General features: G+C 66.3%; 19 protein-coding genes. 5 read left to right on the top strand and 14 right to left on the bottom strand.

Annotation, left to right across the window (positions count from 1 at the left end; all coding sequences use genetic code 11):
* Nucleotides 1-229: 229 nt before the first annotated feature.
* The gene (locus KGM94_RS07065; RefSeq protein WP_300256299.1) at nucleotides 230-1,273 is read left to right on the top strand and encodes a C-terminal binding protein; all 1,044 of its coding nucleotides are present in this window, start codon (nucleotides 230-232) and stop codon (nucleotides 1,271-1,273) included.
* A 229-nt stretch (nucleotides 1,274-1,502) separates the two neighbouring features.
* Here KGM94_RS07065 and KGM94_RS07060 read toward each other — a convergent pair whose 3' ends face one another.
* A complete protein-coding gene (locus KGM94_RS07060) occupies nucleotides 1,503-3,176 on the bottom strand; it encodes a mucoidy inhibitor MuiA family protein (protein ID WP_300256297.1) in 1,674 nt (557 codons plus the stop codon).
* 179 nt (nucleotides 3,177-3,355) lie between these two features.
* Nucleotides 3,356-3,964 (bottom strand): response regulator, encoded by a 609-nt coding sequence (locus KGM94_RS07055; RefSeq protein ID WP_300256295.1) that lies wholly within the window; start codon nucleotides 3,962-3,964, stop codon nucleotides 3,356-3,358.
* A gap of 206 nt (nucleotides 3,965-4,170) precedes the next feature.
* Here KGM94_RS07055 and KGM94_RS07050 point away from each other — a divergent pair, with 206 nt between their 5' ends.
* The gene (locus KGM94_RS07050; RefSeq protein WP_300256293.1) at nucleotides 4,171-5,190 is read left to right on the top strand and encodes an AraC family transcriptional regulator; all 1,020 of its coding nucleotides are present in this window, start codon (nucleotides 4,171-4,173) and stop codon (nucleotides 5,188-5,190) included.
* A gap of 133 nt (nucleotides 5,191-5,323) precedes the next feature.
* Here the strand turns inward: KGM94_RS07050 and KGM94_RS07045 are convergent, their stop codons facing one another.
* The 10 genes from KGM94_RS07045 to glmM form a co-directional block, all read right to left on the bottom strand.
* Nucleotides 5,324-6,496, bottom strand: coding sequence for an acetyl-CoA C-acyltransferase (locus KGM94_RS07045; protein ID WP_300256291.1), 1,173 nt, complete (start codon nucleotides 6,494-6,496; stop codon nucleotides 5,324-5,326).
* A gap of 183 nt (nucleotides 6,497-6,679) precedes the next feature.
* On the bottom strand, nucleotides 6,680-8,269 hold the full coding sequence (serA, locus tag KGM94_RS07040; RefSeq protein WP_300256290.1) for a phosphoglycerate dehydrogenase: 1,590 nt from the start codon (nucleotides 8,267-8,269) through the stop codon (nucleotides 6,680-6,682).
* A 149-nt stretch (nucleotides 8,270-8,418) separates the two neighbouring features.
* On the bottom strand, nucleotides 8,419-9,591 hold the full coding sequence (locus KGM94_RS07035; protein WP_300256289.1) for a phosphoserine transaminase: 1,173 nt from the start codon (nucleotides 9,589-9,591) through the stop codon (nucleotides 8,419-8,421).
* 79 nt (nucleotides 9,592-9,670) lie between these two features.
* The gene (locus KGM94_RS07030) at nucleotides 9,671-9,877 is read right to left on the bottom strand and encodes a hypothetical protein (protein ID WP_300256287.1); all 207 of its coding nucleotides are present in this window, start codon (nucleotides 9,875-9,877) and stop codon (nucleotides 9,671-9,673) included.
* Between the two features lie 159 nt (nucleotides 9,878-10,036).
* Nucleotides 10,037-10,507 carry a GNAT family N-acetyltransferase gene (locus KGM94_RS07025; protein WP_300256285.1) on the bottom strand — a complete coding sequence of 157 codons (471 nt, stop codon included), beginning with the start codon at nucleotides 10,505-10,507 and terminating at the stop codon, nucleotides 10,037-10,039.
* Between the two features lie 16 nt (nucleotides 10,508-10,523).
* On the bottom strand, nucleotides 10,524-11,114 hold the full coding sequence (locus KGM94_RS07020) for a glutathione S-transferase family protein (RefSeq protein ID WP_300256283.1): 591 nt from the start codon (nucleotides 11,112-11,114) through the stop codon (nucleotides 10,524-10,526).
* Between the two features lie 74 nt (nucleotides 11,115-11,188).
* On the bottom strand, nucleotides 11,189-11,950 hold the full coding sequence (locus KGM94_RS07015) for an outer membrane beta-barrel protein (protein WP_300256282.1): 762 nt from the start codon (nucleotides 11,948-11,950) through the stop codon (nucleotides 11,189-11,191).
* Between the two features lie 169 nt (nucleotides 11,951-12,119).
* Nucleotides 12,120-12,947 (bottom strand): outer membrane beta-barrel protein, encoded by an 828-nt coding sequence (locus KGM94_RS07010; RefSeq protein WP_300256280.1) that lies wholly within the window; start codon nucleotides 12,945-12,947, stop codon nucleotides 12,120-12,122.
* 210 nt (nucleotides 12,948-13,157) lie between these two features.
* Nucleotides 13,158-14,411 (bottom strand): MFS transporter, encoded by a 1,254-nt coding sequence (locus tag KGM94_RS07005; protein WP_300256278.1) that lies wholly within the window; start codon nucleotides 14,409-14,411, stop codon nucleotides 13,158-13,160.
* A 98-nt stretch (nucleotides 14,412-14,509) separates the two neighbouring features.
* On the bottom strand, nucleotides 14,510-15,853 hold the full coding sequence (gene glmM / locus KGM94_RS07000; RefSeq protein ID WP_300256276.1) for a phosphoglucosamine mutase: 1,344 nt from the start codon (nucleotides 15,851-15,853) through the stop codon (nucleotides 14,510-14,512).
* Between the two features lie 476 nt (nucleotides 15,854-16,329).
* Between glmM and KGM94_RS06995 the strand changes: the two genes are divergently transcribed.
* Nucleotides 16,330-17,466: an alpha-hydroxy acid oxidase gene (locus tag KGM94_RS06995; protein ID WP_300256274.1), complete on the top strand. Its 1,137-nt coding sequence runs from the start codon at nucleotides 16,330-16,332 to the stop codon at nucleotides 17,464-17,466.
* Between the two features lie 120 nt (nucleotides 17,467-17,586).
* On the opposite strand, the gene KGM94_RS06990 is transcribed toward KGM94_RS06995, so the two are convergent.
* Nucleotides 17,587-18,420, bottom strand: a complete 834-nt coding sequence (locus tag KGM94_RS06990) for a shikimate dehydrogenase (protein WP_300256272.1) — start codon at nucleotides 18,418-18,420, stop codon at nucleotides 17,587-17,589.
* Between the two features lie 230 nt (nucleotides 18,421-18,650).
* Between KGM94_RS06990 and KGM94_RS06985 the strand changes: the two genes are divergently transcribed.
* Complete coding sequence (locus tag KGM94_RS06985; RefSeq protein ID WP_366526217.1) at nucleotides 18,651-18,875, top strand: BrnT family toxin; 225 nt, start codon at nucleotides 18,651-18,653, stop codon at nucleotides 18,873-18,875.
* Complete coding sequence (locus tag KGM94_RS06980) at nucleotides 18,829-19,125, top strand: BrnA antitoxin family protein (RefSeq protein ID WP_300256270.1); 297 nt, start codon at nucleotides 18,829-18,831, stop codon at nucleotides 19,123-19,125. The genes KGM94_RS06985 and KGM94_RS06980 overlap by 47 nt, the downstream gene beginning before the upstream one ends.
* On the opposite strand, the gene KGM94_RS06975 is transcribed toward KGM94_RS06980, so the two are convergent.
* Nucleotides 19,126-20,620 (bottom strand): elongation factor G (locus KGM94_RS06975; RefSeq protein ID WP_300256268.1); only part of this gene is annotated, 1,495 nt, incomplete at its 5' end. It abuts the gene before it with no gap.

The following is a 20,620-nucleotide window of genomic DNA, read 5'->3' as shown; positions in this document are numbered from 1 at the left end:
CCCGGCGACGCACGGCCCCGCCGCGCCAAGCTGCCGCCTTCCGGTTCCGATGCGGACAGGCTAGATTCCCGGCCAACGACAACGGGAAGCGTCCGGAATGTCTTCATCGCTCATCGGCAGCCTGCGCGCCGTTGTACGCAACCGCCGCAATTTCGCGTAAGAGACGAACGGCCCCGCTGCCGGGCAGCGGGCCGCAACAAGAACCGACAAACCAAATCGGGAGCGAGACATGCCGAAATTCAGGGTGGTGACGCCGAAGGGCGCGAGCTTCACGGTCGCTGGCAGCGACTATTCCTTTGAGCGGGAGGCGCTCGATCCGATCGAGGCCGAGATCGTGGAAGCGCCGGCGAACGAGGCCGAGTTCATCGCCGCCGCGCGGACCGCCGACGCCATCTATGCGAAGGGCATGCCGATCACCAAGGCCGTCATCGACGCGCTGGAGAACTGCAAGGTCATCACGCTCGGCTCCGTCGGCGTCGACAGCGTCGACATCAAGGCCGCCACCGCCCGTGGCATCCCCGTGACCAACATTCCCGACACCTTCATCGAGGAGGTCGCCGATCACGCCATGATGCTCCTGCTCGCGGGCTTTCGCCGCCTGGTCGAGCAGGACCGGATGGTGCGCAGCGGCCGCTGGGCCGAGGGCCGTCCGGCGCTCCTGAAGATTCCGCGCCTGATGGGACAGACGCTCGGCTTCATCTCGTTCGGCCGCGTGGCGCGCGCGGTTGCCAAGCGCGCCGCGCCCTTCGGGCTCAGGATGATGGCCTACGATCCCTTCATCCAGGAAACGCTGATGTACGACCACGGCGTGATGCCGGCGACGCTGAACGAGGTGCTGTCGCAATCGGACTTCGTCTCGATGCACGCCCCGGCGCGGCCCGAGGTGCATCACATGCTGACCGAGAAGCATTTTCGGCAGATGAAGAAGAGCGCGATCTTCATCAACACCGGCCGCGGCGCCACGGTCGACGAGGAAAGCCTGATCAAGGCCTTGCAGGAGGGCTGGATCGCCCACGCCGCGCTCGACGTGCTGGAGAAGGAGCCGCCGTCGCACAACAATCCCCTGCTCGGCATGGAGAACGTCACGCTGACCGCCCACGTCGCCTCGGCCTCGGCGCGGTTCGACGAGGCGCGCAAGCGCCGCGTCGGCTACGAATTGTCGCTGGTGCTGTCGGGCATGTGGCCGGTGAGCTGCGTCAACCCGTCGGTGCTGCAGAACACCGCGCTGCGGCGCTGGCAGCCCGTCAGCATGGACCGCGGCCCGAACAGCTAGGCGGCAGGGGGGCCTGCAAATGGTAGCGGCAGCGCTACCAAGCAAAATAGCACAAGCCCCTCCACTCCCTCTCCCCGTTCTTACGGGAAGAGGGTTGGGGTGAGGGGCTCTATCCGAGGAGAAGGCGGGAGTCGGATTCGCGGAGACTCCCCCTCACCCGGATTGCATCTTCGATGCAATCCGACCTCTCCCCGCAAGCGGGGCGAGGTGAAAGGAGTGCACGGCCCGATCAGCCCGCCGGCATCATGACGATGCCCTTGTCCTTGGGCCAGCGAATGCGCCAGGCGAACTTGATTTCCTTCATTTCGCCCGGCTTGGCATCGAACGCCCATTCCAGCACGCCGCGTTTGTCGCGGATGTTGGTCGAGGTCGGCGGCGTGGTCGACGGCAGCATCTCGACCGCGATGTCCTCGTTCTCGCTGACGGGAAGCTGATCCTCGATCGCGATCCGCATCTGGAAGTCGTGACCGTTGCGCACGACGGTACGGAACGAGCGCACGTCCGTCCTGGACGACGAGATCACGCCCGCGGTCCCTTCGTTCTGGCGGATCACGGAACGCTCGATCTTCACCTTGTCGTCGGCGCCGAAGCCGAGCCGGACCGCATCGTTCCGAGCGAACGTCGTGAACTTGCTGCGACCGACGAACACGTTGTCGCGATAGATCGCGACCTTGCCCGGAAGCAGCGGCACGTCCTCGGCGGGCCTGAAGCTCGCCTCCAGATAGGCGGTCGGGTCGACGACGGGGGCCGCGCGGATGGCGAGATCGGGCGTGACCGTGACCGTGGAGATCAGGAGGCTCTTGGCGCCTTCATTGGCGCCGAGGCTGACGCGCCCCGCGATCTGATAGATGGCCTGGAAATCCCCGATCTCGGCGCCGGCCATCTGCTCGTCCGCACGCTCGCGCGGCTCGGCGGCCTCGGCCTTGTTGAGCTGCGCCGATTGCACCGCCCGCGCCGCAGGCGCGGGCATCGCCATGTCGGAGGCCGTTCCGAGCGCCAGCGGCCTCGGGATCTGCGGATACCTGACCACCAGCGAGTTGAGCTCGGGCGCGCTGCCGCCGCGGGCGATGCGCACGGTGGAGACGCCGAGCGCGACGCTCGACCAATCCTCGCCGGTCGCCTGCGTCACCTCGGCGCGGCGCACCAGTTCGAGCTGCGGCTTGCGATCCCTGGTGCCGGTGTCGAGACGGGCGTCGTAGAGCGGCAGCCAGCGGGCATTGCGCACCGCATAGGTCACCCGCAGCGTGGCTCTGGTCGCCGCGGCCGCCGCAACGTCGATGCGCACCTCGAGCTTGCTCGGCGGCTTGGCGGCGCGCTCGGCCTCGAGCTGGGCGATCTGGCGGTCGATCTGGCGCTGCTTGCGCTGGGCGTCGCGGATCGCGGTGCCGGCGGTCGCAATCTCTTCGGCCACCGCGGCGAACGCCGCGCGCCATTCGGTGATCGGCCGCGCCTCGCCCTTGTCGCCGATCCCGGCGGGTGAGGATTCGGCAAAACGCTCGGCGAACTTCCGCCGCGCATTGGCTGCATCGATCGTACCCTGCAGACTGGCACGCTCGTCCTTCAGGGCTTCGATGCGCTTGTCGAGTTCGGGCAGATTGACGGGCGGCGCCGCGCGCGGCGGGCGCGCGTCGATCGGTCCGATCGTGAGTCTTGCGCCGGCCTCGCCCTCGACCCGCAGCGATGAGGCGTCAAGGACGAGCGGAAAATCCCGCGCGACCAGCGTGCTGTCGCCGGCCGGAAGATCGAGCGCGATGACGCGGGTGACGCTCGCGCCATCTGGATAGACGGTGACGGCATCGATGGCCGATGTCGCGTCCACATCGGCGGCCAATGCATGCGGTGCGACGGATGCCGTCACCAGCACCAGGCCCGTCGTCGCCAGACGTCTTGCGGTCGTTCGCATCAATTCCTCCTGCCGGTATCGCCGCGCCGCCAGCCGGGCGCGCGAGAAGACGCCTCACCAACGTGGTGAGACGCAGCGAGGAAGGAACCGGTTCGATTGAGGTTTCCGTGGGGCGCCGGGGCGGCGGCTCCGGGGCCGCCGCCAGCCTTATCCCCCAGCCTTATCCTCCAGCCTTGCCCCTAGCCCTGGCCATAGAGTCGGCGGAGCAGATCGGTCACGTTACGGGCATCGGCCTTGGTCAGGATGCTCGCACGGTAACCTTCGACCGTCCGCGCGCTCAGGCGCATCAGCCGCGCGATCTCCTTGTTGGTCAGCCCGCCCGCGAGATGCTCGAGCACCTCGCGCTCCCGCCCCGTGAGCGGCTCGCGGCCGATGAGCCAGCGCTGCCGGTTCTGGTCCGGCGGAACGAACTCGTCGATGGCCGCATCGATACGGTCGACGATGTCACACCTGCAGAACGGCTTCTCGATGAAGTCGGATGCGCCGTTCTTGATGGCATCGACCGCCATGGCGATACTGCCATTGGCCGACGTCACCAGGACCGGCGCCATGCAGTTTTCCTCGCGGAGCCGCTTCAGGATATCGAACCCGGACCGATCCGGCGCATGCATCTCCAGCAGCACGCAGGCCGGCATCCGGATTTTCGCTTCCGACAGCAGCGAAGCGCCGTCGGCAAAGCAGATCACGTCATAGGCCTGCTGCTGCAGCGCCATCGAAAGGTATTCACGCGAGGCGGCATCGGTGTCGATGACAAATACCTCGCCTTTGGAAATCATGTTTCCCGGCATATCCGTCTCAACGATGTCTTGATCCAAACGAACCTGAGACGGTCCTCGGGCTACGTCGCCCGCTGGGCCGTCATGCGTCCGACATTCGCGCCGGCGCGCTCGGTGGTGGCGTTTTGTATACCAACCAGGTTCCCGAGTTTGACGATTCGGGTCAGAAATTTTACAGTTCGGGACATCTGCGGGAACAACTGGCAGGGACGGTTCGTGTGACCGATCTTCTTCGCAGCGCAGCCCTGACCTTCTACCCGGCGGTCGCCCGGTCGGTCGGGCTCGACCCCAGGCAGATGATGCGACAAGCGCGGCTTCCGCTGGCCTGCCTCGATCGGCCCGACGTGCGCATCGCGGTTGCCGGATTCCGCCGCCTGCTGGAAGCTTCGGCGGCCGCATCGGGCGCTCAGGATTTCGGGCTGCGCATGGCCGAGCGCGGCGGCCTGGTCAATCTCGGGCCGGTCGCCCTGGTGGTTCGCGAACAGGCGACCGTGGGCGGCGCGATCGAGGCGCTGGCGCGCTACATTCACATCCACCACGACGGCATGCGGCTGGACCTGCAGCGTGACGCCGAGGTCCTGACCATCGCGCTCGGTCTCCGCGGACGCCATCCCAGTGCGCGAAACCAGTCGACCGATCTCGGGCTCGGCACCATCCATCGGGTCATCCAGTCCGTGTGCGACGGCGACTGGCGGCCGCTCGAGGTGCACTTTCGCTATCCGCAGCCCCACAACCGCTCCCGCCATCGCGAATTCTTCCGCTGCCCGCTCGTCTTCAATTCCGAGATCGACGCGATCCTGATGTCGGTCCGCGACCTCGACCGCAGGATCCTGGCTGCGCATCCGCTGATGGCGAGCTACCTGCGCAAGCGGGTCGAGGCGATCGATACAAGGCCCACGAGCTGGGAGGAGAAGGTCGACGAGGTCGTGCGCGCGCTGCTTGCGAGCGGCGATTGCACGATCGAGCGCGTCGCGGAGCATTTTGCCTGCACCCGCCGCACCATCCACCGCCACCTCGCCGAGCGTGGCACCAGCTTCTCGGCCATCCTCGACGCGCAGCGCGCCGACCTCGCGACGCGGCTGATCGAGGACCCCGGCCGTCCGCTGCTGGCAATCGCGCAACAGCTCGGCTTCTCGGCCCAGAGCGCCATGGCGCGCTGGTTTCGCGGCCGCTTCGGCTGCACCATCACCGAATGGCGCAAGGGCGTGCGGCCGCAACCGCTCGCCGGCGCCGTATAGGTACCGCAAGTCATCGCCAAGCCGGCTGCGGCCGCGTGCCTGCGCACGTTGTCGCGCACAGCCAACCAATAAAAAAGCACGGCGCCCGAAAGCGCCGTGCTCTGTCTCCGTCCGGCTTTCGCGGAATGTCGTCTCAGCTATAGATCTCGAACAGGCCGGCACCGCCCTGGCCGCCGCCGATGCACATGGTCACGACGCCCCACTTCGCCTTGCGGCGACGGCCTTCCTGCAGGATATGGCCGGTGAGACGGGCGCCGGTCATGCCGAAGGGATGGCCGATCGCGATCGAGCCGCCGTTGACGTTGTACTTGGCGGGATCGATGCCGAGCTTGTCGCGGCTATAGAGGCACTGGCTGGCGAAGGCCTCGTTGAGCTCCCAGAGGTCGATGTCGTCGATCTTCAGCCCCGTGCGCTTGAGCAGCTTCGGGATCGCAAACACCGGGCCGATGCCCATCTCGTCCGGCTCACAGCCGGCGGACGCCCAGGCGACGAAGCGGCCGAGCGGCTGCAGGCCGCGCTTCTCGGCGTCCTTGGCTTCCATCAGCACGACGGCGGCAGCGCCGTCCGAGAGCTGGCTGGCATTGCCGGCGGTAACGTACTTGCCGGGGCCCCTCACCGGCTCGAGCTTGGCGAGGCCTTCGAGCGTCGTGTCAGGTCGGTTGCACTCGTCGCGGTCGACCACGTAGTCGACGATCGACTCGGCCTTGGTCTGCTTGTCGACCACCTTCATCCTGGTCTTCATCGGGACGATTTCGTCCTTGAACTTGTTGGCCTGCTGGGCGGCCGCCATGCGGCGCTGCGACTCCAGCGAATACTCGTCCTGGTATTCGCGGCTGAGCTTGTAGCGCTCGGCGACGATGTCGGCGGTGTCGATCATCGCCATGAAGATGTCGGGGGCGACCTTCAGCAGTTCCGGATCGACCGCTTCCTTGGGCAGCGGGCCACCGGGGATGGAGATGCTCTCGACGCCGCCGGCGACGATGCAATCCGATCCGTCCGAGCGGATCGAGTTGGCGGCCATCGCGATGGTCTGCAGGCCCGAGGAGCAGAAGCGGTTCACCGAGACGCCAGCCGTCGTCTTCGGCAGGCCCGCGAGCAGCGCGGCCTGGCGGCCGATGTTCGGCGCGCCATGGGCGCAATTGCCGAGATAGCTGTCCTCGACATAGTCCTTGTCGACGCCAGCGCGCTCGACGGCATGCTTGATGGCGTGGGCCGCCAGACTCATCGGCGCGGTGATGTTGAACCCGCCGCGGCCGGACTTCGCCAGCCCCGTGCGCGCATAGGAAACGATAACGGCTTCACGCATTATTTCTCTCCCTTTCGGACAGCTCGGTATTGAGGGTCGGGGGCTATTCGTACACAAACTGGGCGGCGCGACCTAACGAAAAACGCCGCCTCCGAGCACGGAGGCGGCGCCAGTTCCGCAGATCGGAATATCTCGATCGTCATTCCGAAGCGCGCGTTCGCGCGAACCGGGAACGACGTCCCCTCAGAACGTCAGCGCCTTGGCCTGCTTGACCTGCGGCAGCGCCTGTACATTGGCCAGCAGCTCCGCCGGCACTGCGCCGTCGACCTCGACGAGCGCGATCGCGTCGCTGCCCGGCGCGACGCGGCCGAGATGGAAGGTGGCGATGTTGATCCTGGCGTCGCCGAGCAGGCTCGCGAACTTGCCGATGAAGCCGGGCTTGTCCTCGTTGGTCACGTAGATCATCGACTTGCCGAACTCGGCGTCGACGCGGATGCCCTTGATGTCGACGAGCCGCGGCTTGCCGTCGGCATAGACGGTGCCGGAGACCGAACGCGACTGGCGCTCGGTGGTGACGATCACCGTGATCAGGCTCTCATAGTCGCTCTGCGCCGCGCGCACGATCTCGTCGACCACCATGCCGCGCTCCTTGGCGATGACCGGCGCGGAGACGACGTTGACCTCGCCGAGCATCGGCCGCAGCAGGCCGGACAGCACCGCCGAGGTCAGCGCCTTGATCTTCATCTCGGCGACATGGCCTTCATAGGTGATCTCGACCTTCAGGATTCCGGTCTCGGTGAGCTGGCCCGCGAACGAGCCGAGCTTCTCGGCGAGCGCGATGAACGGCTTCAGCTTCGGCGCCTCTTCCGCCGTGATCGAGGGGAAGTTGATCGCATTGGAGATCGCGCCGGACAGCAGATAGTCCGACATCTGCTCGGCGACCTGCAGCGCGACGTTCTCCTGCGCTTCCATGGTGGAGGCGCCGAGATGCGGCGTGCAGATCACGTTGGGATGGCCAAACAACACGTTCTTGGTCGCGGGCTCCTCGGCGAAGACATCGAAGGCGGCGCCCGCCACGTGCTTGGAGTTCAGCGCGTCGACCACCGCCTGCTCGTCGACCAGGCCGCCGCGGGCGCAGTTGATGAGGCGCACGCCCTTCTTCATCTTGGCGATCGCGGCCGCGTCGATGACGTTCCTGGTCTTCTCGGTGAGCGGGGTGTGCAGCGTGATGAAGTCGGCGCGGCGCAAGAGGTCGTCGAGTTCGACCTTCTCGACGCCGATGTCCCTGGCGCGCTCCGGCGACAGGAAGGGATCGAAGGCCACGACCTTCATGCGCAGGCCCAGCGCGCGATCGGCGACGATCGAGCCGATGTTGCCGCAGCCGATCACCCCTAGCACCTTGCCGGTGATCTCGACGCCCATGAAGCGGTTCTTCTCCCACTTGCCGGCTTGCGTCGAGGCGTCGGCCTGCGGAATCTCGCGCGCCAGCGCCAGCATCAGGGTGATGGCGTGCTCCGCGGTCGTGATCGAATTGCCGAACGGCGTATTCATCACGATGATGCCCTTGGCGGTGGCGGCCGGGATCTCGACGTTGTCGACGCCGATGCCGGCGCGGCCGATCACCTTCAGCTTCGCCGCCTTGTCGATGATCTTGGCGGTTGCCTTCGTCGCCGAGCGGATCGCCAGCCCGTCATAGTTGCCGATGATCTCGGCGAGCTTGTCCTTGTCCTTGCCGAGGTTGGGCTGGAAGTCGACCTCGACGCCGCGATCCCTGAAGATCTGCACGGCGGCGGGAGAAAGAGCGTCGGAAATGAGAACTTTGGGTTTGGTCATGGGAGCGATCCCTGATGGTCGAGAAATCTGAACTCGTCACCCGCGGGGAAAAGCGCGAAGCGCGTCTTCGCGCTCGAGACCCGCGGGTCCATCTGTCTTGATGGATGGCCGGGTCAAGCCCGGCCATGACGGGATGGAGGTAAAGCTGCTCACGCCGCCTTGGGCAGCGCGGCCTTGGTCTCGGCAAAGGCCCAGTCGATCCACTTCGTCAGCAGTTCGACGTCCTTCGCTTCCACGGTGGCGCCGCACCAGATGCGCAGGCCCGCCGGCGCGTCGCGGTAGTACGCGAAGTCGTAGCCGGCGCCTTCCTTCTCGACCAGCGCGACCAGCTTCTTGCAGAAGTCGGCCTGCGCATCCGCCGAGAGCGAGGTGATCGCGGGATCGGTGAACTTCAGGCACACCGAGGTATTGGAACGGATCGAGGCGTCCTTCGCCAGGAAGTCGATCCAGGGCGTCTTCGCCTTCCAGTCGGCGAGCACCTTGGTGTTTGCGTCGGCCCGCGCGATCAGCGCCTTCAATCCGCCGATCGACTTCGCCCAGTTCAGCGCGTCGAGATAATCCTCGACACACAGCATCGAGGGCGTGTTGATGGTCTCGCCGACGAAGATGCCTTCGTTGATCTTGCCGCCCTTGGTCATGCGGAAGATTTTGGGCAGCGGCCAGGCCGGCTTGTAGGTCTCGAGCCGCTCCACCGCGCGCGGAGAGAGGATCAGCATGCCGTGCGCGGCCTCGCCGCCCAGCGCCTTCTGCCAGGAGAAGGTGACGACGTCGAGCTTGGGCCAGTCGAGGGCTTGCGCGAACGCCGCCGAGGTCGCGTCGCAAATGGTCAGGCCTTCGCGCTTCGCGCTGATCCAGTCGGCGTTCGGCACGCGCACGCCGGAGGTGGTGCCGTTCCAGGTGAAGACGACGTCGGTCGCGGGATCGACCTTGGACAGATCCGGGATCTCGCCGTAGGCCGCGTTGAGCCTGGTGACGTCCTTGAGCTTCAATTCCTTGACGATGTCGCTGACCCAGCCTTCGCCGAAGGATTCCCAGGCAAGCGTGGTGACGGGCCGCGCGCCGAGCAGCGACCACAGCGCCATCTCGACCGCGCCGGTGTCGGAGGCCGGCACGATGCCGATGCGGTAATCGGCCGGCACCTCGAGCACTTCGCGCGTCAGATCGATCGCGAGCTTGAGCCTGGCCTTGCCGATCTTCGCGCGATGCGAGCGGCCGAGAGGGGCGTCCTTGAGATTTTGGGGATTCCAGCCGGGGCGCTTGGCACAGGGGCCGGAGGAGAAGTGCGGCACGTTCGGCCGCGAAGCGGGCTTCGCTGCAGTCATGGTCTACCCTTCCAGATAGTAAGCCTCCCGTTGGGGGGAGGTGTCCCGCGGCGGCTAATACGGGAAACGGGTAGAATCGTCAAGGAGCTTCCGACGTCTTACGCCGGAGTGATGGATCATTCGGCGACTCGTCCTGCGCTTCCGGTGCGGCGAGAGAGTTCAGCAACAGCCTCGCCTCGCCAATCAGCTGCGCCGCCCGGCGCCGGCTCCCGATCCTCAAAATGCACTGGTCGTCGGCCCGCACGACATAGTCGTTACCGACCTTGATCAAGGTATAGCTGGTCATCGCAATCCCCAAACCTGCCCGCGCCGGATGGGATACACCAAGCTACCACCGATCGTTCCGCGACGAACGTGAACGAAGGCCGGGTAGTTTATCAGCGCTTAACCGGAACCGATGTGCGCGCCGATTCCGCAATCGAGGCAACGGCCGCGACGACCTGCATCAAAAGCGGACAGTCATGCCGACATGGCTCGGCGCAAAGCCGAGCCGCTTGTAGAAGCGCTGCGCATCGATGCGGCTGTTGTGCGTGAACAGCTCCACGAGCTTGCAGCCCTTCGCCTTCGCCTCGCCGAGCGCCCACTGCACCAACTGCTCGCCGATGCCGCGGCTGCGGCAGTCGGAGGCGACGCGGACGTCCTCGATCAGTCCGCGCGAGGCGCCCTGCGAACTCAGGCCGGGCAGGATGCAGAGTTGTAGGCAGCCGACCACCCTGCCCTCGCCCGTCTCGGCGACCACGAGCCGCAGACCGGGATTGCGATCGACGGTTTCGAAGGCCTTGAAATAGGAATCGGGGAGCGGATCATCCAGCCGTTCGCGCGCGCTGCCAAGGTGATCGTCGGCGAGCATCGCCACGATCGCGGCGACGTCGTCGCGGCGGGCCCTGCGGATCGAGATGGCAACAGTCGCAGTCATGGCAGGCTCCAGACGATCACCGCGCCGGCGGCAGGCCGAGACAAGTCTCGGTCTCGCCGATCCAGCGCCGGATGGCGCCATGGCGGGCGAGGTCGAAGCCGCCCTCATGGGCGAGGCGGGTATAGGCGAGCAGCGAGACATCGGCGAGCGAAACCGCGTCGCCGACGAGGAAGCGGTGTGTGGAAAGATGCCGCTCCATCCGGTCGAGCGCGGCGTAGCCCCGCTGGACCTTCTCCGGATCGAGTTCCGACGCGCGCTTGCCGAGATAAACCATCTGGAAGCGGCACACCGCGACGTAGGGCTCGTGGCTGTACTGCTCCCAGAACAGCCATTCGTCCATCTTGGCCGCGACAAAGGCATCGCGCGGGATGAGGTCGCTGTCGCGGGCGAGATAGCGGATGATCGCGTTCGACTGGGCGAGCGTGCGGCCGTCGTCGAACCTGACGGTCGGCACCTGGCCGGCGCCGTTCATCGCGAGAAAGTCCGGCGTACGGGTCTCGCCCTTGCGCGTGTCGATCCCGACCCACCGGTACGGCAGCCCGAGCCGGTCGCAGACCCATTTCACCTTCAGGCAGTTGCCGGAATTGCCGTCGCCGTAGATCTGCATCGACGCCGCTCCCCTGGAGCCACAGAGCATCAGGGCGAGGCAGGCCTGTCAACCGGCGGCGCGGCCGGGAGCGGTCAGAACCTGTAGCCGAGGCCGACGCGCGCCGTGTGGATGTTCGATTCGAAATCCGCTCGCACGCGCTGGTACTCGTACTCGGCGCGGGCGAACAGTCCCCCGACCAGCATGGCGTCGAAGCCGAGGCCCGCGGAATAGCCGTAGACCAGCGTGGTCTTGCTGGCAGACATCGTGGCCCCCACCACCGGCGCCGGATAGGCGTCCACGAACCGATCGACCGTCTGGCTGCCCACGCCGCCGCCGATGAACGCATAGGGCAGGAAGCATCCCACCGCATAGCCCGCGCGCAGCCGCAGCGACCCGAAGTCGGACAGGTTGACCGTGGCGCCGTTGTTGGTCGTGGCGATGATGCTGTTGGACCCGTTGTAGGTGTAGCCCGCCGCATTCGTCGCGTGCCTGAAGCCGAAATGGACGTAGTTCGCCTCGACGCCGATGACGACCTCGTCCCATTGCGCGTTGTAGCCGGCAAAGGCGCCGAAGCCGCCATTCGTGCCGTGCGGGCGCGACAGCGACCCCAGGGTGTAGGCCGGGCCGGGGGACACGAATGTCCCCAGCAGGTCGCCGTTGAGCCCTGGCGGCACATTGGTGGTGATGGTGCCCCAGTCGGCTTGGCCGCCGACATAGTAGCCCTGCCAGTTCGGACGCGAGCTGGTCAGGCCGTCGGTGAACGCGCCGCGCAGGATCGGGAGATCCGGCATATCGGCCGCCTGAGCAGCCGTCACTGCTCCGCACATCGCCGCCGCCCACACGAGTCTACGCATCGCCACGCTCCATTGAACACGAACTTTTCGCGATGATCATGGCTCGTTAACCTTAACCAATGGTTGCGCCGGAGAGCCCAGCCGCGTTCGAGCGATGAAAAATACGCAAAGCTTAACGGCGCGGGAGCATCCCGCGCCGTTAAGACGTCTTAAGCGTTCGGCCGAACGATCAGCCCTTGGTGACCAGCGGCGGCATGTAGACCGGCGGGCTGTCGAGGTTCCAGCGCACGCCGAGCTTCAGGTCGTGCGAGGTGATGTGCTTGAACGTCGTCGGATTGTACGTGTTCGGACCGCTTCCGTCGAAGGTCTTGAGGTCGCCCGTCAGGCCGTCGCCCATGTCGAGGTAGCGGTAGGCGAGTTCGACGGTGAAGGCCGGCGAGACCTTGTAGGCGAGACCGGCGTGCGCCGCCCAGGCGAAGTTCCATTTCGCGACGTTGTCGCCATAGGCGAGGCCGGGAAGCGCGCCGCCGCCGTTGTTGGCGATGCCCTGGTCGGTGAAGCCGTTGATCGCCACCCGCGCGGTGCCGATGCCGGCGCCGACGAAGGGCGTGATGCACCACCAGGTACCGAGATCGACATAGGCGTTGGCCAGGAAGACCCACTCGTTCTTGGTCGCATGATAGGTGTCGGTGCCGACGCCGCCCGGATAGGTGATGCGGTCGGTGCCGAAGAACTGCGAATTGCCGCGATATTCGCCGGTGACGTCCGCGCGGAACCAGTTATTGAACTTGTAGCCGCCGCCGAGCCCGAAGATGCCGGCGTTGTTGAAGTTGAGCGTCTGCACCGAGGTGGTGTTGTTGGCGTCGAGCGCGTTGCTCAGGCGATCGACGCGCTGGTTGCTGAAGCCGATGTCGCCGCGCAGATACCAGCCGCCGAAATCCGCTACGGGAGCTGGCGCGTACATGGGCGGCGCCGCAATCGGCATATCGGCGGCGAACGCCATCGACGAGATCAGGGTTGCCGCGCCCGCGGCAAGGAGAGATTTAACGCTACGCATTGGCTTCGTCCTCTTGACCGATGAGGCGCCGCACGCCTCACTTTGAAAAACTCACGGCCGGACGATCGCACCAAATGCTTAAGCGCCGCTTAACCCTAATTTTTAAGGTTGATTCTTTCTCACCGAACACGCGAACACGCCGCAAGCCCTGCAAGAACAGGCCTCTCGCGCGCCGCAATTGCTAACGATCGGTGAACATGGAACCCGCTTTTAATGCACGTGACGCGGCAGCTTCGGCAGGAACACCGCGAGCAGGCCGATCGCCGGAAGCCAGGCGCAGACCTGATAGACGAACTCGATCGAGGTGCGGTCGGCAAGCTTGCCGAGCACGGCTGCGCCGAGGCCGCCGATGCCGAAGGCGACGCCGAAGAACACGCCCGAGATCATGCCGAAGCGGTGCGGCACCAGCTCCTGCGCGAACACGATGATCGAGGACGTGGTCGAGGAGATGATGAGACCGATGAACACGGACAGCACCGCGCTGCCGACGAGGCCGACATGGGGCAGCGCCAGCGTGAACGGCAGCGCGCCGACGATCGAGATCCAGATCACGATCTTGCGGCCGAAGCGGTCGCCGAGCGGGCCGCCGAGAAAGGCGCCGACCGCGTTCGCCGCGAGGAAGATGAACAGATAGATCTGCGCCGCCTGCGTCGACACGCCGAAGCGGTCGATCAGGTAGAAGATGTAGTAGCTCGACAGGCTCGAGACGTAGAGCTGCTTGGAGAACAGGAGCGCGACCAGCACCGCGAGCGCGACGGCGACGCGGCGCGAGCTCGGACCGTCCGGATGTGCGTGAAGCGGCGTCACCTTCCTGGCGGTGATCTGCGGCTTGTACCATCGGCCGATGCGCCACAGGATGATGATGGCGAGAAACGCGATCGACGAGAACCAGGCGATGCTGCCCTGCCCGAACGGCACGACGATCAGCGCCGCGAGCACCGGGCCCATCGAGGTGCCGAAGCTGCCGCCGAGCTGAAACACCGACTGCGCGAAGCCGTACCGGCCGCCGGAGGCGAGACGCGCGATCCGCGCCGATTCGGGGTGAAACACCGCCGAGCCGAGCCCGACGAAAGCGGCCGCCACCAGGATGACGAGATATTGGTGCGCCGCGCTCAGCAGCAACAGCCCGAAGAAGGTCGAGGCCATGCCGATCGCGAGCGAATAGGGCTGCGCCTTCCTGTCGGTGTAGTGGCCGACCACCGGCTGCAGCAGCGAGGCGGTGAACTGGAAGGCCAGCGTGATCAGTCCGATCTGCGTGAAGTCGAGCGCGTAGGCGTCCTTCAGGATCGGATACACCGACGCGATCAGCGACTGCATGGTGTCGTTGAGGAAGTGCGAGACGCTGATGCCGGCGAGCACGACATAGGCCGGTCCGGCGCCCGCAGCCCTGGCGGCGGGCGCCACATCGGCCACGACGACCGGCTCGGTCAGCGTTTCCTCGGAGACGACGACAGGCTTGTTCAAGGCGTTGCTTCCCGGCGGCCGCGGCGAATGCCACAGCCCGCTACCTACGATGGCGGCGGCGCCGTGACCACCGCCAAACGCCGATGGCTGGAATGCAGCTACGCCGCCGCCTGGCCCAGCGCCGACACGATGGTGTCGACGACGTCCTCGACCAGGATGCGGTCCTCGCCCTCGCCCATCACCCGGATCACGGGCTCGGTGCCGGAGGAGCGGATCAGGAGACGGCCATGGCCGTTGAGCCGCTTCTCACCGTCGGAGATCGCCGACTTCACCTCTACGGCGTCGAGCGGCTTGCCGCTGCGATAGCGGACGTTCTTCAGGATCTGCGGCAGCGGATCGAAGCGATGACAGACCTCGGAGACCGGGCGGCGCAGCTTCTGCACCACGGCCAGCACCTGCAGCGCGGCGACGAAGCCGTCGCCGGTGGTGGCGTAGTCGGACAGGATGATGTGGCCGGACTGCTCGCCGCCGAGATTGTAGCCGCCGCTCAGCATCTGCTCGAGCACGTAGCGGTCGCCGACCGGAGTGCGCACCAGGTCGAGCCCCTGCCCCTTCAGGAAGCGCTCGAGCCCGAGGTTCGACATCACGGTCGCGACGATGCCGGGACGCGACAGCCGTCCGTCCTCCTTGAAGCTCTGCGCGATCACCGCGAGCAGCTGGTCGCCGTCGACGATGTGGCCGCGCTCGTCGACCAGGATGACGCGGTCGGCGTCGCCGTCGAGCGCGATGCCGATGTCGGCGCGCATCTCGCGCACCTTCTTCGACAGGGCTTCCGGCGAGGTCGACCCGCACTCCTTGTTGATGTTGAAGCCGTCGGGATCGACGCCGATCGGCACCACGTCGGCGCCGAGCTCCCACAACGCTTCCGGCACCACGCGATAGGCGGCGCCGTTGGCGCAGTCGACCACCACGCGCAGGCCGTCGAGCGACAGGTCGCGCGGCAGCGTGCGCTTGGCGAATTCGATGTAGCGGTCATGCACGCCGTCGATGCGGCGGGCGCGACCGAGGCTCGCGCTCTGCGCCAGCCGCTTGTCGAGGCATTCATCGAGGAGCTGCTCGATCTGCCTCTCGACGTCGTCGGACAGCTTGAAGCCCTGCGGGCCGAACAGCTTGATGCCGTTGTCCTCGAACAGGTTGTGGGAGGCCGAGATCATCACGCCGAGATCGGCGCGCATCGACTTGGTCAGCATCGCGACCGCCGGCGTCGGCATCGGGCCGACCAGCAGCACGTCCATGCCGACCGAGGTGAAGCCGGCCACCATCGCGTATTCGATCATGTAGCCGGACAGACGGGTGTCCTTGCCGATCACGACCCGGTGGCGATGGTCGCCGCGCTGAAACGCAAGCCCAGCCGCCTGGCCGACCTTGAGCGCGAGCTCCGGCGTGATCAGCCCGTTGGCGCGGCCCCGAATCCCGTCGGTACCGAAATATTTACGGCTCATATCGTCCCCCACGGCAACCAGGAATCCCCAATACAACCACGGGGTGCCTCGGAGGCCCCGCCATCCCTGATTTGCTGGGCGTCTTATAATGCCATCGCGCATAAAATGGCTTCAAAAAATATGATGAATCATTACGGAACCTGGCGCGCGACCATCCTGGTAACCCATTGTTAACCTTCAAATTCCCATTTGGCGCCGCGAATCGGGATGGAACCCGCCATCCGCCCGCACGCTTCGCAGGGGGCCGGCCCGACTCGGTGCCGGCTGGGTGACCTTGTCGGAGCCGGAGACGGGGAGGTCTCCTGCAGCGCCTCACCGAGGCAATGCGTCTCGAGGTTGTCGGGCGATTTCGCTGCGCGGCGGGTCCGGTCACAGCAGCCTCCTCGCAAACGATTTGGCTGTGCATCCAACCATGCTAGAGACCATGAAAACCTTGGGTGCAACACTGAGTGCAAGACGGGCCGGGGAATACGTCCATGAAGCATATTACCTGCATTGAAGACCTTCGTGCGCTGCACAAGCGGCGCGTGCCGAAGGCGTTCTTCGACTATTGCGACCGCGGCTCCTACGCCGAGGAAACGCTGCGCGCCAATCGCGAGGATCTTCAGCAGATCAAGTTCCGCCAGCGCATCCTGGTCGACGTCTCCAAGCGCGACACCTCGACCGCGATTCTCGGAGAGCCCTCCGCCATGCCGCTGGTGCTGGCGCCGGTCGGCCTGTTGGGCATGCAGCACGGCGACGGCGAGATCCATGCCTGCCGCGCCGCGCAGGCCGCCGGCATCCCGTTCACGCAGTCGACGATGTCGATCTGCTCGATCGAGGACATCGCCGCCAATGTCGAGAAGCCGTTCTGGTTCCAGCTCTACGTGATGAAGGACCGCGGCTTCATCAAGGACCTGATCCAGCGCGCCATCGCCGCCAAGTGCAGCGCGCTGGTCCTGACCGTCGATCTGCAGGTCATCGGACAACGCCATCAGGACATCAAGAACGGCATGACGGTGCCGCCGGAATGGACGCTGTCGAAGATCCTGGATTTCGCCAGCAAGCCGGCCTGGGTGTCCGGCGTGCTGCGCGGCAAGCGGCGGACTTTCGGCAACATCGCCGGCCACGTGAAGAACGCCGGGGACCTCAACCGCCTCGCGGAATGGACCGCCTCGCAGTTCGACACCACGCTGAACTGGAAGGACGTCGACTGGATCCGCAGCATCTGGCCGGGCAAGCTGGTGATCAAGGGCATCCTCGACGTCGAGGACGCCGAGGAAGCGGCGAAGACCGGCGCCCAGGCGCTGGTCGTCTCCAACCATGGCGGTCGACAGCTCGACGGCGCGCCGTCATCGATCGAGGTGCTGCCCGAGATTGCGGACGCGGTGGGCTCGAAGATGGAGATCATGTTCGACGGCGGCGTCCGCTCCGGCCAGGACGTGATGCGGGCGCTCGCGCTCGGTGCGAAATCCTGCATGATCGGCCGCGCCTATGCCTACGGCCTCGGCGCCGGGGGACAGGCTGGCGTCGCCAAGGCGATCGACATCATCCAGAAGGAGCTGCTGACGACCATGGGCCTGTGCGGCGTCAACAGGGTGGACGAGATCGACGATCACATCATCGCGGTGTGACGACGCGTTCGCGTCACATCGGCGGCGTCAGGCCGTCGCGGCCGGCATAGATACGGCTGGTTTCGAACGCGCCATCCGGCCCCACGAGGGCTGGGACCCCGGAGGTTGCGGCCTATTCTCTCAAGTCTTTGTGAGATCGGCCTCGACCAGCGCGCGCAGTTCCGGCGTCACCTGCGGCCGCTTGCCGAACCACAATTCGAAGCCGCGCACGGCCTGGTGCAGGAGCATGCCGAGTCCGTCCGCCGTCTTCAGTCCGCGCGCCTGCGCGGCCGCGAGCAGCGGCGTGACCAGCGGCACGTAGACGAGGTCGGCCACCACGGCGTCTTGCGGCAGCCGCGCCACGTCGAACCCCAGCGCCGGCTGGCCGCGCATGCCGAGCGAGGTCGTGTTCACCAGCAGTCTTGCTCGGAGCAGCGCCTCGCCGATCCCCTCCCAGGAGACCGGATGGACGCGCGGACCAAAGGTTTTCGCGATCGCCTCGGCGCGCGCGATCGTGCGGTTGGCAAGATGAACCCGCTTGATGCCGCGCTCGATCAGGCCGAACACGACCGCGCGCGAGGAGCCGCCGGCGCCGAGCACGAGTGCGTCCTCCGCCGCATCCCAGCCCGGCGCGCAGGCGTCGAGATTGTTGATGAAGCCCTCGACGTCGGTGTTGGTCGAACGCAGCTCACCGTTCTCGAACCACAGCGTGTTGGCGGCGCCGACGGCGCGGGCCCGCTCGTCCGGCTGCGAGAGCGCAAGCACGCCCTCCTTGTGCGGGATGGTGACGTTGGCGCCGACGAAACCGCGCAGCGACAGCCGCAGCACGAAATCGCGCAGATCCGCCGGCGGGACGGCCTCGATCACATAGCCGCCCGCGATGCCGAGCGTCCGCAGCCAGTAGTGATGGATCAGCGGCGAGCGCGAATGCGCCGCCGGCCAGCCGATCAGGCAGGCGGCAGGAGCTTCAGGCACGGTGTTCCTCCGTGGCGCGGGCTTGCAAGGCCCCTTCCGAGTTGTCGTGTCGCGATCCATTTCGCGTCCCGCAGGTGCTGTCAAGCGGACCGCCGGCGCTGCCGCGACGACCTCGCGGCGTGTGAACACGGTGGCCCGCAGATTGACCAGGCTATTAATTGGGGGTACAGTAATTTGGTGAAGATCACGTTTGATCCGTTGAAGCGTCAGGCCACTCTCGATGAGAGGGACTGGACTTTGCCGACGCTGCGATCATTTTTGCTGGCCCGACCATCTCCGTTCAGGACACCCGGCAGGATTATGGCGAGCCTCGCTATCAGACCGTTGGATTCCTGGCGAGACGGATGGTCATGATGGTCTGGACGCCCAGAGGCACCGCCCGGCACATCATCTCGATGAGAAAATGCAATGAGCGTGAGAAAGCGAAGTATCAAGAGCGATTTGGTCAGGGTTGATGCTCATCGCGTCACCCGGGCCGAATATGAAGAGGCGCCCGAGCTTACGAAGGACATGCTCGATCGTGCCGAGATTCGGCACGGCAACCGGATCGTCAAGCGCGGCCGTCCCCCGATCGAGCACCCCAAGGAGGCGGTGAAGCTACGATTGGACCACGATGTTCTCGCAGCCTATCGCAAGACCGGCAGGGGATGGCAAACGCGCATCAATGCCGATCTGCGAAAGGCCGCGAAGAGACTCGCCGGCTGATCACGCCGCGTCGCGATGCGCGGCGATGATCTGGTCGGCGGCGCGTCCCGTCACCTCGGCCATGTGGTCGAACTGGCGGGTGAAGCTGCCGGCACCGGCGGTGGCGGAGCGCAACTCGACGATCAATTCGCCGATCTCGGCCTCCGGCATCATGGCGCGCACGCAATCCCAGCCGCTCCAGCCCTCGCGGGTATCGAAGCCGAGGATCTGGCCGCGCCGCGCCGACAGGATCGCGTTGATCTTGGCGGTCGCTTCCGTCGGACAGACGATCTCGACCACGTGGATCGGCTCCAGCAGCACCGGCTGGCATTGCGGCAAGCCTTCGCTGAGACCGATCCGCGCCGCCGTGCGGAACGCAAGGTCGGAAGAATCGACGCTGTGGTAGGAGCCGTCGGTCAGGATCACCTCCAGGTCGGTGACGGGGAAGCCGAGCGGACCGCGCGCCAGGCCGTCGACCACGCCCTCCTCCACCGCCGGGATGTAGTTGCGCGGCACCGCGCCGCCGACCACCTTCTCGGCGAACCTGAAGCCGTTGCCGCGCGGCATCGGCTTGATGTCGAGCACGACGTCGCCGAACTGGCCGTGGCCGCCGGACTGCTTCTTGTGCCGGCCGCGCTGGGTGATCGGCTTGCGGATCGTCTCCTGGTAGCCGATCGCCGGCGGATGCGACTTCACGCTGACGCCGAAGCGGTCGTGCAGCCGCTCGGTGGCGACCCGCAGATGCATTTCGCCCTGTCCCCACAGCACCGTGTCGTGGGTCTGGGCGTTCTGCACCATGACCAGCGAGGGATCCTCCTCGTGCAGCCGGGTCAGCGCCTGGCCGAGCTTGACGTCGTCCTTGCGGTCGGCGGCCGCAATCGAGATCGCGAGCACCGGCGGGGTCGGCTCGACCGCGATCAGGGCGGAAGGCTGCGCCTTGCCGCTCGAGATCGTGTCGCCGGTCTTGATCGGATCGAGCTTGCCGAGCGCCACCGTGTCGCCGACCTCCGCTGCAGGGCGCTTGCTGTCGTAGGCGCCGTTGACGGCGAAAATGCCGGAGATGCGGCTCGTTCCGCCGGAGGAGGATTGCAGCGTGGCACCGTCTTCGAGATGGCCGGCCAGGAGCCGCGTCAGCGACAGTTTTCCGCCGTGCTGCGAATGCAGCGTCTTGAAGACGTAGCCGAGCGCGTCCTTGCCGTCGGCCGCGCCGAGACGTCTTGCGGTCTCGGCGATGCCGGGCGCCTCGTGACGCAGCGCCTTCAGCAGGCGCAGCACGCCGTTCTCGCGGCTGGCAACGCCGAGCAGCACCGGACAGATCAATCCCTCGCGCAGTTCGCGCGCGAGGTCGTCGAACACCGCATCGCGCGGCGGCTGGATGTCCTCGAGCAACTGCTCCATCAGCGCGTCGTCGTGATCGGCGAGCTTCTCCAGCATCGAGAAGCGCGCCTCCTTCTCGCGGTCGAGATCGCCGCCTTCGAGCGCGACGACTTCGGACGCCTTGTGCTCGCGATAGACG

Source organism: Bradyrhizobium sp., assembly GCF_028868675.1.
Classification (GTDB): Bacteria; Pseudomonadota; Alphaproteobacteria; order Rhizobiales; family Xanthobacteraceae; genus Bradyrhizobium.
The sequence above is the reverse complement of the archived record's forward strand: the minus strand, read 5'-3'. Positions and strand labels throughout refer to the sequence as shown.